Below are 16942 nucleotides of genomic sequence, written 5' to 3'. Positions count from 1 at the left end.
CAGTTTGCTGTACTAACGAAAGAAAGCTCTCACCCCGCGTATGGGGTGGGAGCTTTCTTTCGTTACACCATGTGGCACTCTTTTGAAGTTAAAGTTACTAAACGGTAGAGCCGGCTGAACGGGTGTTTCCCAACTGCGTTTCTACCTGTTCAGAGGCAGAGTGCGTTTTACTTCTGGCTGTTTACTTCTGGCTGTCGGCGTTGCCCAGGGTCACGGTGATGTCCGGGGTGGAGGAGCCTCGTTTAATCTTCAGCTTCAGATCGGAGCCTGCTGCTGCCGCACGCACGGTACCGTTGAGCTCGTCGCTCCTAGTCACAGCGTGGCCGTCAGCTTCAATCACGACGTCGCCGGATCGCAGGCCTGCCTTGGCGGCGGGGCTGTTGGATTCCACCGAGGTGATTTCAACGCCACCGGGGATGAGCTTGGAGGATCCCGAACCGGTGTCCGCGGGGCTGTTCTTCACACTCGCGCCCAGGTAGCCGTGGGTTGCCTTACCCTTGGCAATGATCTCGGAGGAGATGCGCTTGGCGTAGTTGGAGGTAATGGAGAACGCCATACCGTCGGCGGTGCCGCCATCCTGGCTTGCCTGGCCCTGCGCGTTAATGCCGACCAGTTCGCCCTTGAGGTTCACCAGCGGACCGCCGGAGTTACCGTGGTTGATGGGCACATCAACCTGAATCATGGGGATGTAGTTCTGACCCTTCGCGTCAGCGGGCTGCACGCGGTTTGCGTTCGAGACTACTCCGGCAGTCACCGATTCGCTACGACGATAGGGTGCGCCGAGGGCAACCACGGCTTCGCCGGGGACCAGCTTGGAGGAGTCGCCCCAGGTGATGGGTTGCAGGTCCAGACCGGAGGGGTTGATCTTCAGAACCGCCAGGTCAGCAGCAGCGTCCAGGCCCACCACGGTTGCGGTGCGCACGGTGCCGTCGCTCAGGCGCACCTCAATGGTGGATGCTTCTCTGGAAGATTCGAGGGTGACCACGTGGTGGTTGGTGAGGATGTGGCCGTCCTTATCGAGGACAACGCCGCTACCGCCGCCGGAGGTGGAGCCGCTTGAGGCCATGATGGTCACGGTGGAGGGCAGGACCTTCTTCGCGGTTTCTGCTACGCCTGCCACGGTGGAGGAGTTGCTGATATTGGAGCTCACGGAACCGCGCGAGGAGGAGCTGGAGGAGCTGTTATTCGATGCTGCGATGCCGCCTCCGACGCCCGCGCCAACGCCGCCGCCAACGAGGGCTGCGAGCAGAGCTGCGGTGAGCACAACGCCGGCGCCGTAACGCTTGTTATGGTCGGTGTTCTGGGGTGCAGACTGCGCCGACGCAACCTGCGCGGCAGCAGCCTGGGGGTAGGTGTATCCGGGAGAGGCGTATGCCTGCGGGTATGCGTTCTGACCCTGCTGCTGGTTTGCGGGCTGGTAGCCTGCCTGTCCATTCACGTTCTGCAGGGGACGGGTTGCATCCGTGACGCCGTCATTGCCGCCGTAGGACCATCCATTGTTTTGAGTCATGAGTTCTCCTAGAGTCGTGCGTATGCGTCACCCTGGGCACACGCTATCTTTCTACTGTAGATGGTGTTGCATTGCGTTCTATATCTTTTTGCTGTTGGTTATCGGGGAGTTCCCTGGGAATTTTCCTCGCACCCTTTCATCGGCAGCTGATTCGCTGGTCTGAGATACCCGGCGATTTGCCCGGCGGCTAGTTTATTTTGGGGCTTTGTTCGCTACTCGCTCTCAGGTTTCTCTTTTAAAGCGCCCAGTTTTTCTCCACGGTTTACACAGCATGACGCGTCCGCATACACAGCTTGAACACAGGGTTGCTCCGTAATGTTGAAGGCGCATAGAGCCGAGAACAAAGGCAAAGGAGAAACCCATGATGATCGGAACCCTGATTTTCTGTGCGATCTTGGCAAGCTCCATCGGTATTGGTGCGGGTATTGTGGCGTGTTGCTCGGGAATGGTGTACCGCCGTCATCGTGCGGAAAAGGCCTCCGAGTTGGCTCAGCAGATGGCTACCCACGCACTGACTGCCGGTAGGTAGCGTATAGAGTTTGATAGTTTTCCGGGGCGGGAGATGAGAGCCCTGCACCGGGAGGGGCGAGAATCCCCAGTATGTCCCGAAGGGGCGGTGTGAGGACCGGCCCGGGTGTGATAATGAGTTGAGTGATGATTGATGCGGCGTGAGCCCCTACATGAGGGCGCACGCCGCATCGTCTTTTTAACTGTGAGGCGGATGCGGGAATCACTGGCGGAGAGCACCCGGGACCCAGGCTACTTCCCTTTTAGTATGCGGTAAGGCAACGGCGTTGCGAGCACCCGGGATTTAGCTGGGTTATGGTGAAGTCATGAGGATTATTTCTGCTGTTTTCGCTCTTGTTGGCGCGCTGCCGGTCATGCCTGCGGCGGTGGCGTCTTCTTTGGATGGCACTACCCGCCTGTATGCATTGCTTATATTTGTTTTGATCTGCGCGGCGGTAGCATTTTTCGCGTCGTTGAGCCCTTCGCGCCGTCGTGCGCGTGAGATTAGGCGGCAGGTATTGCAACAGCAGCAGAACCAGGCGATGAATCAGCAGGTACCGCCCACGCAGGCGCCCAATCAGCAGGTACCCCCTCAGCAGGGGCCTTCACAGCAAGTATCCCCTCAGCAGGTACAGGGCGCGGTGAGCTACCCGATGCACTACCAGCCGAAGCCAGCGCAGCCGGGTCATAGTACTCAGCAGGCTCAGGCGCCCTCACCTCACCCTGCCTCACCTCAGCAACCTGTGGCTGCACCTTCGCCGTTGGAGCCAATGCAGGCCGGCGGTGTCTCCGGTTCTTCGACGCAGAATCACTCGGCACAGAACCACTCGGCGCAAAACCGTTCAGCAGAAAGCCATTCAGCAGAAAGCCAGGTGCAGCAGAGCATGACCCAGAACACCCCGGCGCAGTATGAAGAGCACCCGCAGCAGGAGGCACCCCAGCAGGCTCCTGAGAGCAAGCCCTCCGATTATTTCTCTCTGAGCACCAACTTCAAGCTCATTCCTCCTCTAGAGAATGCACAGCGCAGCCGCTACCCCATGGTGCTTTCTATCAGTAAATCCGAGGATGAGGTCTTTGCGTTACCGTCGATTAGCGGTGTGCCGCAGCATCTGCTGGTAGGCACGCAGGAGAATCATGTTCCGCTGAATCAGCGTCCGCGCCTGCAGCAGGTCGATATTCTGGAGAACTACCTCATGCGTGCGGTCATGAACCTGCAGACGCTGAAGCGTGCGCAGGTTTCCCCGCTGCACAGTTTCAAAGAAACCCCGCAGGCTGACCGCGCGGTGCTTGCCGCCGAGCTGGAAGAAACCATCCGGGTATCTCGGCTGAAGCTGAGCGGGGCGTTGGAGTTCTATTCGTCCCTGCCCCGTTTGGCGGATACCCCGGGCTCTTTCGCTTTTGCCCGTGATCATGCGCTCTCTTTGAGCGCCGCCGTCATTAGCCTGACCGAGGAGTGCTTTGAGCGTACCTTCCGTTGGCGTCTGCTGGAGGATACCCTCCCGGATTCTTTGAGCGACCGCCTCTACGCGGTGCGTTATCTGCGTGAGAGCGCGCAGAAGCTGGCGGCTTTTGTGGAGCTGAGCGAATTTGATCGCGCCATGCAGCTTGCCGAGACCTGGAAGAAGACTGTTCGTAAGGACTCAAATCTCGATGAGGTCAAGGTCTGGAATGAGATGACAGAAGTTGCCTTTGACGTTCTACCTGAGTTGCGAAAGCGGGCGTTGAAGGGCGTTCAGTCTACGTTGGAGTTTAGCGAGCTTTTCTACCGTCCCGGCGAGGATGGTACGCACCGTATGCTCCGCCCGGAACAGCTGAGCGAGTTTGAGCTCAGGGGCGTGCAGTCCACGCTGGAAGAGCGTCTGGAGAAGGTGCGTCTTGAGCTTCAGGATGCGGAGTTCTGCGCTACGGTCTTGAGCTTGCAGGCGCAGGCCGTCATTGAGCTTCTGGAGGAGCTTCTGCAGGTTGAGCAGGACGGCGTTCTGGCGGAGGTCGTGACCGATTTGCGGGCGCTTGCTCATTACTCGCCGCACCTTGCTGAGCTACCTATCCAGACGTTGATGTACACGCGCGAACAGTACGCCCCCGATGGGGAGGATTTGCCGACCATTGGCGAGCGCATCCGTTCCCTCTCGAGCGTTCCCGAGGTTCTGGCGTTCGTTCACTACGAGGGCACCAAGCTTCTGCTGGGTAGCTTGGATCAGAGCGAGGCATCTTCTGAGGAGGCTCTCTCCGAGGGGCTGCTTTCGGAAGCGATGGCGTTCTCTTCTATGCCGCTATCGGTGTTGCGCACTCATTCGCGGCTTCTGCAGCAGGTGCTTCGCCTGCAGAATCTACGGTTGAAGCTGGCGTGGGTGAGTAGCTGTAGCGGCTACATGCCTTTGAGCCTGGTTGAGAGGTATTACGTCGGTCCCTCTGCCGGGGATGAGGATCTGAAGGAGCTGACCGAAAATATTGAGGCGCTCGCGGAGCTTCTGGAGGCTCGCGCTAGCTCCCGGGAGTATAGGGGCCGTGACGTGCCGGTCCCGCGAATCCTGTGGTCACAGATGCGGAAGCAGGCAGAACGCAGTTCTAGGTTGCTGAATACGGTGCAGTTCTTGGGCTGGATGTTCGCCTCGTCGTCGCGGGTGCAGGTGGTGAACGGCATAGCACAGAGTATCCACGATGTTGATGCCGCGGAGGTAGTGGAGCATCTGATGAGCAATCTGAAGATTGCGCGCCGGCGCTAACTAACTGAATAGCCGGTGAGCCGGGGTCTAGCATGAGCCTAGACCCTGGCTTTCTTATATACCGGCTTTCCTGTATAAAACCTGGGAAGACGGTAAACGGTCGGCAAACAGCGGCGCAATATTCTCGTATCTGTGCGTCTGTGTGTCTGTGCCACAGCTACACTAATAATGTGACCAGCACTAAGGTGTGCGATGACCAAGCACGCCGTGAAGTGCAGGTCCGTTCATACTTCACGACAACGGAGGAAAGACCATGATCGAGCACGCCTTTGCGCGTCAGATTCGTCCCGCACGCTCTCGCCTGCGCACTATCTTGGGTGCCACAGTGCTGGCGGCAGGTCTTTCTTGTGCCCCGGTGGTTCTGCCGGCTGGTTCTGCATTTTTGAGCACGTCTGCTCAGGCTGCTGACCCGATGCAGATTACGGGCACCACCGTGTACGATTCCACGAACTCTTTGGGTGATGCCGCTACCCTGAAGTCTAAGATTTCTGCTCTGTCGAAGAAGCACAACGTGGATTTGCACGTAGTGGTCATCGATAAGTTTGAGAACCCGTCTACTTCTTCGAGCTGGACGAAGGCGCTTGCTACGAAGAACAATTGGGGTTCTGCCGATGTGGTGCTGGTGATTGCTACCGAGTCTCGCCAGGCGTATTTCTTGGCAGGTAGCACGAAGACCCTGTCGAGCGATCAGCAGACGAAGGTGTACCAGAACTACATCAAGCCGAAGCTACAGAATAGTGACTATTCGGGTGCGGCTCTTGCCGCGGTTGAAGGTATCGAGACTCAGAAGGGCGGCAGCTCTTCGGGTGTTGTAACCGGTGTGCTCGGTGTGGGTGCGGCGGCGACCGTGGGTGCTGGCGGTTACGCGATGTATCGCCGCCGCAAGAAGAAGAACGCTCAGCAGCAGCCTCAGCGTTCCTACGGTGCGCCTCGTAACTACTCCCCCATTCCGGAGGTTCCGCTGGAGGAGTTGCGCACCCGCGCCGGTAGCGCCCTGCTGCAGGCTGATACGACGATGAGCCACGCGAAGCAGGAACTAGATTTTGCGCGCGCACAGTACAGCGATCAGCAGGTTGCTGAGTTCGCTCAGGAGATTGCGCGTGCTGAGGATCTGATGCGTAAGTCCTTCCAGCGTCAGCAGCTTCTGACCGATAGCATCCCGGATACTGAGGCTGAGCAGCGTGCCTGGTTGACTGAGATTATTGATAACTCTCAGGAAGTCACCCGCATTGCTCAGGAGCAGGACGCTAAGCTGGCTCAGTTGCGCAACCTGGAGCAGGAGGCGCCGCAGGCTATTGAGGCTCTGGCTCAGCGTCTGCCGCAGCTGCGTGCCTCGGTGGAGGAGATTGCCGCCCAGTACCGCGCGTTGAAGGAACGTTACCTGCCCAGCGCCCTGGAGCCCATTTCTAAGACTCCTACCCTGTTGGAGTCGAACATGGTGCTGTGCGCTGCGGAGGTTGAGAAGGCTCAGGCGACCGTTGCGACCGCTCGTTCGGAGGCGGTTGCTCACCTGCGCACCGCTGAGGAAGCCGCCTCGCAGATTCAGACTCTGGGTGCGGCAGTGAATACCCGCTCGCATGAGCTGGAGCAGGCTCAGCTGGGTCTGAGCACCGACCTGCTGAGCATTCAGCGTGACGTGGCTGAGGCGAAGAGCCTGGCTGCATCTCAGCGTCGCGATGATTTGGGTGCGGTCGCTGCCGGTATGGAGGCGGTGCTCAACCAGGTCAATCAGAGCGCTTCGGCTCGCCCGAATGACCCCCTGACTCTGGCGAACCAGCTGCGTCAGCTTTCCGCCGAGCTGGATAAGGCAATGACGAATATGCGTGCTACCCGCGAGCGTTCTCGTGCGGCTTCGCAGAACCTGGATCGTACGATGCGTTCTGCGTACGCTGCGGTGAACGGTGCGCGTAGCTACATCAATAACCGCCGTGCTGCGGTGGGCCCGATGACCCTGACCGCTGTTTCTGAGGCGGAGCGTCACCTGGGTCAGGCTCAGCGTCTCGCTTCTTCGGATCCGCTGAACGCCATGAAGGAAGCCAATATGGCAATCCAGAAGGCGACCGACGCGCAGAACCGAGCTCAGAGCGAGGTCGGCAACTACTACAACAACCAGAACAACCGCGGCGGCGGCAGCTTCGGCGGTGACCTGGCGAAGGGCCTGCTGCTGGGCGCTCTGATGACCGCGATGAACTCCGGCACCAGTAGCTGGGGTAGCAGCGGTGGCCACAGCAGTGGCGGTAGTAGCGGCGGCAGCTGGGGCGGCGACTTCAGCGGCGGTGACGGCGATTGGGGTAGCGGCGGCGGTGACGGCGGTAGCTTCTAACCGCCTCCACGCTAGCAATCCTGCCGGTCGGTTTCTGTAGGTTTTTCTACAATCTGACCGGCGGGGTGGATAGCTTACCTCACCGCTTTCTTCCCCAGTCGGAAAACATCTGAGGTAATTTACCCAAAGTTTAGGTGGCAGAAATCAGGCGTGCATCGTTTTCACAGCGTGCGCTCAGAAATCTACCACATAATTAGTTGTACGGGCACGGCTCACGAGGAGCGTAGTGCTCCCCCGCAGCCCGTGAACAGAAAGTAGGAGATTATGGCTAAGCAGACCATCTTCGGCCGTATTGCACAGCTCGCTAAGGCAAACATCAACGCCCTGATTGATGCAGCTGAGGACCCGGAGAAGATGCTGGACCAGATGGTTCGTGACTACACCAACAACATCCGCGAGGCGGAGGCTGCAGTAGCACAGACCATCGGCAACCTGCGACTGCTCGAAAAGGACCACGCTGAGGACGTCAAGGCCGCTCAGGAGTGGGGCACCAAGGCTCTGGCAGCTTCTAACAAGGCTGATGAATTCCGCGCAGCTGGCGACGTTGCCAACGCTGACAAGTTCGACAACCTCGCCAAGATCGCTCTGAACAAGCAGCTGCTGGCTGAGAAAGCTGCGCAGGCTGTTGAGCCTCAGCTGGCTTCTCAGACTCAGGTTGTCAACCAGCTCAAGGACGGCCTGGAGAAGATGCGCTCCAAGCTTGAAGAGGTCAAGTACAAGCGCGATGAGCTGACCGCACGTCAGAAGACTGCAGCAGCTCAGACCCAGGTGAACGACGCTCTGAAGGCGTTCGACGTTCTGGACCCGACCAGCGAGATGAGCCGCTTCGAAGAGAAGGTTCGCCGCGAAGAGGCACGCGTCATCGGTCAGCAGGAGCTGGCTGCTTCCTCCCTGGACGCACAGTTCAACACCCTGGACCAGATGGAGCGCGACACTGAGCTGGACGCTCGCCTGGCGGCTCTGAAGGCAAAGAACGCTCCGGCTGCTCCGGCTCCCGTGGCTGTGGAAACCCCCACCCAGACTCTCTAAGCCTGAGATTCTCCAGCCAGGTCTAGCGCATAGCTTCTTGAGCTAAACCTATAAAAGATCCGCCCCGTTCCTAAATTTCAGGAGCGGGGCGGATCTTTTATAGGTTAGGGGCCGTGCGCCTTAGTTAGCGTAGATGTACAGGTAACCTGCCATAGCGTCGCGAGTGATGGCCGCAGAGGAGGTCGAGCCGGTACCGATACCGTTGGAGGCAGCCCACGCCAGAGCCTGGGACGCGTAGCCGCCCTGAGCCTGTGCCGGGGAGCCAGCTGCACGGTACATGAACTCAGCCATGGTGGACTCGGTGACGGTCTCCAAGGGGCTGAAGTCGCTACCGTTGATGCCCTGCTGGCTCAGCCAGAAGATCTCCTTGTACGCGGGGTGGTTCGCCGGAACGTCGCTGAACGGCGAAACAGCCGGTGCGTTGACTGCGGGGCGACCAGCCACGCGGTACAGGTAGGTTGCCAGCTGCGCACGGTTGACCGATGCGTTCGGGCGGAAGGTGCCGTCCGCGAAGCCGAGCATGATGCGGCGATCAGAGTTCCAGCTGATCTCGTTGTAGTTCGGGTTCGAGGAGGAAACGTCGGTGTAGCCCAGCGCGGGGGTCTTACCGGCGAAGTCCAGGGAGGACGCCAGGATGTGCGGCAGGTCGTAGTCGTGGTGGCTGAAGCCGTCAATCAGCTTCACTCGGGCGTCGGAGAAGCCAGCGCCCAGGTATGCGTTGTAGCCGGACTCGACTGCGCCACGTGCGCTCCAGGTGACAGGGTTAGTGTTACCGGAGGTGTCCTTCGCGCCAACCCACCAGTACATGGGCAGACCCTTGGTGGTCGCATCAGCGTCCACGGAGCCGTCCGAGTCGCCGCCTGCAACCATGATGGAGCCGCCGCCATGACGCCAGGAGGTGTTGTGATCGGTCAGCTCGTAGGTGATGAACTCAGCGCCGCCGGAGTAGCCCATGGTCCACATCTGGGATGCGTCCAGGTTGTTCTCGCTCACGAAGGACTTCGCGAAGGAGCGGAAGAACTCACCGTTGGTGTTCATGTCTTCCCACCAGGTGATGCCGTCACCGGATGCGTTAGTGTCCGGGGAGATGATCGGCACGAAGACCATGTTGCGGGCGTTAGCAATCTTGCCCATTGCCGCGAGCATACCCTCGTCGGGGGTGTAGACCTTGGACTCATTACGCTGCCAGTAGTCACCGTCGAAGTAGAAGACCACGCCAACGGGCTTAGAGTAGTCCAGGTTGTTCGCGTACACGTGGTACTGGGAGGTGGTACCCGCCGGGGAGGTGTAGCTCTGGTAGGTTGCGGAGCTCATGGTGCGGGCGCGCTGAGTGTTCTGCTTCTGCTCAGACTTCTGTTCGCTCTTCTGCTCAGCCTTCTGCTCGGCCTTGGGGGCGGCGGTTGCCTTACCCTTAGTGAGCGAGTTGCTCAGAATCTGCGAGAAGTTGTAGTCGAAGTGGCCCGAGCCGTTCAGAACGGTCGCGGAAGCGTTGGTGTAGCCGGCGTTGCGGTAGGCGTTGTAGCCGCCCTCAACGGCGCCTCGTGCGCTCCAGGTCTGCGGGTAGGTCTCGCCGGAGCCATCGTTCGAGTTTGCGTACCAGAACATGGGCTGGTACTTCAGTGCAGCCGAGGGGGTCCCCTCGTCCAGGCCGCCGCCAGCAATCATGATGGAGCCGCCGCCGTTACGCCAGGTCTGGGGCTTGGTGTTCAGCTCGTAGGTGATGAATTCAGCGCCGCCGGAGTAGCCCATGGTCCACACGTTGGAGGAGTCCACGCCGTTAGCCGCGATGAAGGAGGAAGCGAAGGAGCGGAAGAACTCGCCGTTACGCTCCATGTCTTCCCACCAGGTCACGCCAGCGTCGTAACGGTTGGCGTCCGGGGAGATGACGGGCACGAACAGCATGTTCTGTGCCGCTGCGGATGCAGCCATCTGAGCCAGCTCACCGGAGGGGTCGTAGACCTTGGACTGGTCGTTGCGCCAGTAGTCGCCGTCGAAGTAGAAGACAACACCAACGGGCTTGGAGAAGTCCACCCCCTCAGCGTAGACGTGGTACTGCGAAGTGGTACCAGCCGGGGAGGTGTAGGGCAGGAAAGTCTGGTTGGTGCGGGTTGCCGCCACACCGGATGCCGCCTGCGCAGCCTGTGCGGTCTGCGCGGGCTGAGCGGCGGGGGTTGCAGCGCTCTGGGTAGCTGCGGGGGTCTGTGCAACCTGTGCCAGGGTGGGCTGAGCGGAAGGCTGAGCCGCCTGTGCGGACTGGAAGGTAGCCGAGGGGGTTGTCTGCTGAGTTGCCTGGGCAGTGTAGGTCTTCTGGATGGGCTGAACCGCGGTCGTTGCGGGAGCCTGCTGAGTCTGCTTTGCCTGTTCTGCCTGCTGGCGGATCTGTACAGCAACCTGCGAGAGGGTGGGCTGCACGGTGGAGGTGAACAGGGACTTCGGAGCCTGGGTAGCTGCGCCGGGGATGTCCTGAACGACGGGTGCGAATGCGGAAGCGGGTGCTACCAGGGTGCTACCGAGCACGGAGGGTACGGCGATGGCTGCGAGAGAGCCAGCCTTAACGGTGCGGGGGCGAAGTGCCATGGGTTGTCCTCGTTGTTGGTGTTTCGTGGGGCGCGGACGCCCGAGAGTGGTTGAGTGATAGGTGGTCTATAGGTGAGAAGCCTATAGGCGGTCGGCCTGCGAATGTGATGCCGCATGGAGCAAGTCCAGTAACCGTCCCGTGTGTGTTGCGGGGGTTTCCTCGTGTGATGGAGGGGTGCAGTATTCATTTCGGAGAGCTACGCGGCGGACCGCGGTGACCACGTACTCAAAGCTACCAGGTCAAAAAGCCTTTTCCAGCGGTTTTTTGGGGCTATTTTTGGGTATCGAACAAGATTCAATCTTAACAAGAGCTTTTTCTAAGCTTCTAGTTTAACTTGAATCACCCTCAAGTAGAGGTTGAATGGGCTATTTTTCCTTGATTTTCCGGGGTTTTTGAGCGTTTTTTGAAAGAGTTTCAAAAAACTCTACAATTAACTTGAATGTTTCGTATGTGATTACAATCACTTTCAGAGTGAATTGTTGCACTCGAAGCCCAATTTTTGCCAAAAACCGCGGAATTCCGGGGCAAAACGGGTGATTTCCAAGCCCGGAATATAGGCACCTTTCGCATATTCCACTTTGAGAATGCACTTTGAGGCAAAAACAGCCCCCTCGCCACTCCCCCACCCAGGCATCCTATCGGACCCCTTATCACGCTCTTGAGACCCGCCCCAGAGCCCCCTTCAGGACCCCTTTCAGATCCCCTTTCAAGGAGCTCAAAAGCAGCGTCTCAAGAAGGCGTAACCACCCTCCAGCAACCGCTCGGAAGTGACTCCACCACCCCCATGGGCACACCCGCTTGAAGCCCCGATAGACGGACTGAGGAATACCTCGAAAGACGCATCGGGAGACGTTCCGAAACCAGTCCAGGGTACTTTCACGACGGTTCTATGAAATTCCGTGAGGAGGTTTCAAGAGGGGTTTCGAGAGGCCGAAAGATCCACCTCAAGCACCCCGGAAGGGGCAGCAGGCTGCCCCCCCCCATCAGTCTCCCCGAAGCACCGCCCCGACAAGGTTCAGAAGACCCCCTCCGCAGATTACAGAAGGCAGGAGATACGGAGAGGCAGGAGATATAAAGAAAGCCGCCCAGCAGGCGGCAGAAAGGTAGCACAAGAAGAAGAAAAGTAGGCGGCAAATGAAGACAGGTCGCCGACAGGAAAGGTGCAGGAAGGTGGCGAAAGAAGGCAGACCGGCGGTCGGAAGGTGACGGGAGGACAGCAGAAGGAGACAGGTCGGCGGGAGTACGGGTTTTAGGGAATAAAAAAACTCCCGATAGCTAAGCTATCGGGAGTTATCCGTTGCGGGGACAGGATTTGAACCTGCGACCTCCGGGGTCTGCATCTCTTTTTAATGAAACAGTGAGATACAGCCAAGTAATCGTTGATATTGTGCGGTAACCGTCCCCTTATCCTTCCCTAAAGATACTTGAAGTTACCGGCATATCCTCACGAAAGATAGGGAATAAGGTAGGGACTACCTTTCCTCCCTACGCCGTGCTCGGGCTGCCTCGTACAGCGTTGTGAGGTCTGACAGGTCTGAGTATGCCTGTGCGTTCACATCGACCGAGTGGCCGAGCGTTCGAGCACGCAGTAGCGCGTCTACGTCCGTGCGGTACATGGTGTTGAGGGTGGTTCTCCAGACGTGGGTGCGGTGGGTCTCCAGCAGAGGCACTCCGCAGTCGCGAGCCAGATCCTTATAGAACGCCTTGAGAGCCTTCTGAGCGTTGTATCTGTCCCACTCGGTGTCTGGGTTGAGCGGTGCGCCCACAACGTAGGCTCCACCGACTTCATCTCGTCTACGGGTAAGGTGCTCATAGACCGCAGGCTCGACGAGAGCCGCGACGCGGGTGGTGCCTGTCTTGGCGTTTTCAGCCCGAATAATGCACGCTGGGCGGTTTTGGTCGTCGGTGATGATGTCGTCCCACATGAGAGTTCTTGCTTCGCTTACGCGCAGCCCTGTGGCCATTTGGAGCAGGGTTAGGTCGATGCAGCAGCGGTGGAGGAGCGCGTTCAGCGCATTGAGAGCACTCTCGATGGGTATGAGCAGCGCGTTGCTGATATTGGCGCTCAGAAGGTCGCTGAAACCGCTCAGAAGGTCGCTGAGGTCTCAGACAAGGCTAACAAGGTGTTTGCGTCCCTAGAGCGCAACGAGCGCCATCTGGAGTCCCTGGAGGGGCGCATACCTTGGACGACGGTCGGAAAAGTTGCCATTGCTGTGCTACCGCTGTTCGCCTCGCTCTTGCTCGTGGGTGGCCTCGTGTGGGGCGTTATGAGCATGTTCGGCATTGGTCCTCTCTTTGGCTGGGCATGGGCCTCGTTCACAGCGGCCTCGCTGTGGTGGCAGAAGATGTTGATCGCTGCTGCGACGCTCGGTGGGGCATCGTTGTTCATCTGGGCAGTCTTGCGGGTGAGCCGATGGATCTACGAGGAACTCAGGTGAGGAAGGAGGTGAGAAGGATGGTGAAACCTATGATTGGAACGGGCATCAAACTGGGCAAGCCTCGCGTCGAGGTCGATCACTCTCGGCCTATCAACAAGAACGCTGAGCGGCTCGATGGAACGGTGCGCAAAGGCGAGAGCGTTGTTGAGAGTATCAGCGCCGTGTTCTCGGTCTGATCAACAGTCTAAAGTAATTAGGCTAAATCATAGTCAGATCTGAACATTCTGAAAGTTGCCCCTACTAATCTTGCATCGTTGTATCATAGCAGTGCGGGTAACTTTCTGTTACCTGAATATGTTCAGATTCTGAGAGCTTGGAGAAGTCGTGGTCACCGTTGACCTTGACACCCGTGTTGAAGAGGTTGAGGAAGCTGTTTGTCCTCACATCACCTCGAAGTTCCTGTGCGCCCACTGGGTGCCCGACGGGTGGCATTGCATGCTTCACTGCCCAGTGTGCTAACGGCTGCGGCATCTCTGTTGGCTGCAAGTGGTTAGTAGCTTTGTCGCAGCAGTCGGCCCTGGAGGGAAGGCATCCTAGGCCTTACCTCCAGGGCCGTTTTCTTTGAAAGGTAGGCCATGCCAGCTATATCGGTAACTGATTTGTCGGTTGGGTACAAGAATTCCCCAGTAGTGAGCGGCATTAACTTGCAGCTAAATACTGGCAGGATAATCTGCCTCCTTGGACCAAATGGGGCAGGTAAAACCACCTTAATGAAAACGCTCCTTGGTCGGATAAAACCAGTAAGTGGCCACATTAGATACGATCAGACAGACATTAGCGAAATGTCAGCTGCAATCGACCATCCAAGCTACTTTCCGTATCTGAGCGGTAAACAAAATGTACAGGTCGTCGCGGCATTCTGGGGTCTGGATGTTGATCCTGAGTCGGCCTTGGATAGTGTGGGCATCGTCCGCGCTGCCCACGGGCGGAAAGCCAAGGACTACTCGACCGGCATGAAGGAACGGCTGGAGCTTTGTCTTGCTTTATTATCTAGACCAAGATTTTTGTTCCTTGATGAGCCACAGAATGGTTTGGATCCAGATGGCATGATCTCTTTGTCTGCGACGCTTCGTCGTTATCGGGACGAAGGGAACTGCGTTGTAATATCAACGCACCTCCTCCATGAGATTCAAGGCGTCCCGGATGAGTGTGTCGTAGTTCGTAACGGCAAAGCTTTGCATATCCCCGACCTCAACGGCGTGAATCTCGCGGACCTATATCACCGGGGGTAGGACCATGCGAATTACTTCAGCTATCCGTGCTTTGCTTACTTACTATTGGAACATCTGGTATTTTCTCGCGGCTATCTTGGGCTCAATGGCGTCACTATTCCTCGGTGCATGGATTTCAAGTGAGGCAAGCGGAACTCCAATAACAGGGGGATACAGCTTCTTCTTTACTGGAACGCAGCCACTAATTTCCCTCGCATTACTCTTTATACTTGATGCTAGGGTTTCCAAGGTCCACTACGGGGGTTTGCCTCAGCAGGTATACATTGCCTGGTTGCCTAGCGTCCTACGCACCATCTGTCGAACACTTTCAATAGTTCTTGTAAACCTACTTAGTGTGCTGCTATTCGATCTAACAATGGTTTTGTCTGGTTCGAAAATGCACTCTGGGCTAGCAACCCTGCTTTGCTTTCTTACCTTCCAAAGTATACTAATTGCTCTGATCTACTCGACATTAGAAAGTCTCTCAAAACCTCCGACTGCCGCGGTAATTTCAGGTGTTCTTCTGTACTTCTGGATAGTGCTACCCGGTAACCTAGCTGACAATGCTACCCCATACATATCAAACGCCCTCCACTCCGTAGGGCTGAATCTCAATGGTACCGCAATCTCGTTCGTAGATATCCAGGAGCAATCAAATTTCGGTTTCTCTGCGCTTATCCCGGTACCAATCCTAATTATTACCTATGTTCTTGTGGCTAGGTTTCGAAGTAAAGGAGCAGTAAGAAAATGAAGTCTTTGTGTTCTATCGAGCGAATTGCAATCATTCGTTGGGTCACGATCGCTTATCTCGGTGCACTAGTTCTTCCGCTGCTGTTTCTCCGTTATGGAAATACCATTGCCGTAGCGCAATCCGCGTTACTCATCATGCTCCCAATTGCCACGGCAGGTCTAGCTTTGTCGCATGCTAAGGTCCCTGCCTCGTACGTCTCGTTTAGTATTCACGATAAAGTTCTGCTCCGGTTCATTGCTAAATCGCTGCTTCTCGCACAAGTAGTTAACCTTTGTTTGAGTCTGCTTTATGTCTCTATCATTGGCGAGCTTGTTAATGAGCGACTGTCGAGTCATACTGCTTTAGTACTTGTTTTCTCTTCGGTTGTGCTAACTCTGGCCTGTTTTGCGCTTCGGCTTTGGACTACTTCATTAGTTTCATGGATTGTTATCATCTTTTTTGTGGTGGCAGGTCTTCCGATTAGCACAGGTGATTTTGCGAACTCACCGATCTTGTTTGCTGTCGTTCCCACGACTTGGATTTTAAAAGGCGCCACCTTTGGCTCCTATATATTTTCTACCGGGTTTCTGTTGGCTGCGATAAGTTCGGGGTTTTTACTAACGTCGGTGAAACGTGCATAGCTATACTTCACTTGGAAAAGCGTATGTGAGGATAGCTGCACTTCCAACGGATAGGTTTCCAAGTGACGGCAAAGCGAAGTCAGCGTTTGCTAAACTGTTCTATCGAATCCCAGTTTGAGATCGGTCCTTGCAAGTTCCACACCTTCGTTTTATTCCGCTATCACGAAGGCTATTTCCGGCTCTTCCGAGTTGAGTGTGGGTGACCAGGTATTGGTCGGGGGTTGTGGGTAGAGGTCGAGGTCCTTGATGATGAGCGGACTTCTACCACCGCGATCTTCAAAGGACCTCCTGTTGACTTCTTACCGTGACGGATCATGGGGCAGCCACACACAGAGCACGATGCAGTATTCACAGGAACGAGGCAAACACGACCAACTGAAAGAGTGACTTTCCCGCACCAGAAAGCCGAAAAGTCACCCAACCAGCAACACGTAGTGTCCTATAACCCAGAAAGAAAGCTCTCCCTGGAAGCCACTGAGGCTTCCAGGGAGAGCAGTCAGAGAGTGCGAAAGACGAATACACCGCTATCAAGCGTGAGGCGGCCGATGGGGGAGTCGTAGGTGGCGAGCGCCGGATCAGAATTGCTCGGGGTGATCGCGGTAGGCATACGCCCACACTGTCACGGCGACAGTCACAGCGCGAGTCCACGCGTCACGGACAGCGTCCAGTTCTGCGCCCTCGAAGCCCTCCGCCAGGAGACGGTGCCCGACCTCCACAGTCGGCGCGATGAAGGCGAGCACGTAGCGCAGAGGCACGAATGGCGTCGAGTCCGCCCCATCCGCCGCGTTCTTCGCCGCGGTCATGTGTCGAGCTCCGATCAGGTACTGGTAGTCCAACCACGCCTGATCCCGCTCGCGCGTGCACATGTCGATGATCCACTGGGCGAATCGGGGCTTTGACGCCTGCGCGTACTCGGGGTTCGGCTGTCCATCCGGATGCGCGGAATGTGCTGCCAGGTAGGTCTTTTGAGCCAAAATCCCGCGCCACGTGTCGACCATTTCCATGGCATGCGGCGCCAGGATGGGTTCTGCTCGCGCGAGCAGCTCTGCGTCACCGGGCTGGACGTGCGCGGCGGCCTCAATCTGGCGTAGATCCTCGAGTGTGAGCGGAGACGTGGGGACGGCATCGGTGCCGTAGGTGTACCCCGACGAGTGGTCGTAAGCGGTCATGCGAACCTCCTTGAACTCATGCGTCAATTGTAGAACGTGCTCTTGCTCAGGTCAAGTACTGTGGAGTGGTGTAATCGTTT

11 protein-coding genes are annotated in these 16942 nt (G+C 57.4%); 7 read left to right on the top strand and 4 right to left on the bottom strand.

The window, feature by feature from the left end; all coding sequences use genetic code 11:
• Window positions 1–181 precede the first annotated feature (181 nt).
• On the bottom strand, window positions 182–1510 hold the full coding sequence (locus HMPREF2779_RS07270) for a S1C family serine protease (RefSeq protein WP_105361190.1): 1329 nt from the start codon (window positions 1508–1510) through the stop codon (window positions 182–184).
• 361 nt (window positions 1511–1871) lie between these two features.
• On the opposite strand from HMPREF2779_RS07270, the gene HMPREF2779_RS09025 reads away from it, so the two are divergent.
• The 4 genes from HMPREF2779_RS09025 to HMPREF2779_RS07255 all read left to right on the top strand — a co-directional run bounded on the left by HMPREF2779_RS09025 (window position 1872) and on the right by HMPREF2779_RS07255 (window position 8095).
• On the top strand, window positions 1872–2039 hold the full coding sequence (locus tag HMPREF2779_RS09025) for a hypothetical protein (protein ID WP_168160863.1): 168 nt from the start codon (window positions 1872–1874) through the stop codon (window positions 2037–2039).
• A gap of 304 nt (window positions 2040–2343) precedes the next feature.
• Window positions 2344–4743: a non-ribosomal peptide synthetase subunit gene (locus HMPREF2779_RS07265; protein WP_105361189.1), complete on the top strand. Its 2400-nt coding sequence runs from the start codon at window positions 2344–2346 to the stop codon at window positions 4741–4743.
• Between the two features lie 253 nt (window positions 4744–4996).
• Window positions 4997–7066, top strand: coding sequence for a TPM domain-containing protein (locus HMPREF2779_RS07260; RefSeq protein ID WP_105361188.1), 2070 nt, complete (start codon window positions 4997–4999; stop codon window positions 7064–7066).
• 264 nt (window positions 7067–7330) lie between these two features.
• Complete coding sequence (locus HMPREF2779_RS07255) at window positions 7331–8095, top strand: PspA/IM30 family protein (protein ID WP_070684971.1); 765 nt, start codon at window positions 7331–7333, stop codon at window positions 8093–8095.
• A 120-nt stretch (window positions 8096–8215) separates the two neighbouring features.
• On the opposite strand, the gene HMPREF2779_RS07250 is transcribed toward HMPREF2779_RS07255, so the two are convergent.
• On the bottom strand, window positions 8216–10672 hold the full coding sequence (locus tag HMPREF2779_RS07250; protein ID WP_105361187.1) for an S-layer homology domain-containing protein: 2457 nt from the start codon (window positions 10670–10672) through the stop codon (window positions 8216–8218).
• A 1473-nt stretch (window positions 10673–12145) separates the two neighbouring features.
• Entirely contained in the window at window positions 12146–12658 is a 513-nt protein-coding gene (locus HMPREF2779_RS07245; RefSeq protein WP_369825424.1) for a site-specific integrase, read from the bottom strand.
• Between the two features lie 9 nt (window positions 12659–12667).
• Here HMPREF2779_RS07245 and HMPREF2779_RS07240 point away from each other — a divergent pair, with 9 nt between their 5' ends.
• The 3 genes from HMPREF2779_RS07240 to HMPREF2779_RS07215 all read left to right on the top strand — a co-directional run bounded on the left by HMPREF2779_RS07240 (window position 12668) and on the right by HMPREF2779_RS07215 (window position 15693).
• Window positions 12668–13111, top strand: coding sequence for a hypothetical protein (locus HMPREF2779_RS07240; protein ID WP_070684968.1), 444 nt, complete (start codon window positions 12668–12670; stop codon window positions 13109–13111).
• Window positions 13112–13686: 575 nt separating this feature from the next.
• Window positions 13687–14343 carry an ABC transporter ATP-binding protein gene (locus tag HMPREF2779_RS07225; protein ID WP_049349449.1) on the top strand — a complete coding sequence of 219 codons (657 nt, stop codon included), beginning with the start codon at window positions 13687–13689 and terminating at the stop codon, window positions 14341–14343.
• Window positions 14344–15069: 726 nt separating this feature from the next.
• Window positions 15070–15693 (top strand): hypothetical protein, encoded by a 624-nt coding sequence (locus HMPREF2779_RS07215; protein WP_005505326.1) that lies wholly within the window; start codon window positions 15070–15072, stop codon window positions 15691–15693.
• A 575-nt stretch (window positions 15694–16268) separates the two neighbouring features.
• On the opposite strand, the gene HMPREF2779_RS07205 is transcribed toward HMPREF2779_RS07215, so the two are convergent.
• Window positions 16269–16862: a protoglobin domain-containing protein gene (locus HMPREF2779_RS07205; protein WP_005505324.1), complete on the bottom strand. Its 594-nt coding sequence runs from the start codon at window positions 16860–16862 to the stop codon at window positions 16269–16271.
• Window positions 16863–16942 lie beyond the last annotated feature (80 nt).

This window comes from Rothia sp. HMSC069C03, assembly GCF_001811075.1.
GTDB classification, from domain to species: domain Bacteria; phylum Actinomycetota; class Actinomycetes; order Actinomycetales; family Micrococcaceae; genus Rothia; species Rothia mucilaginosa.
Note: the sequence above shows the minus strand (reverse complement) of the source record. Positions and strands in the feature narration are given on the sequence as shown.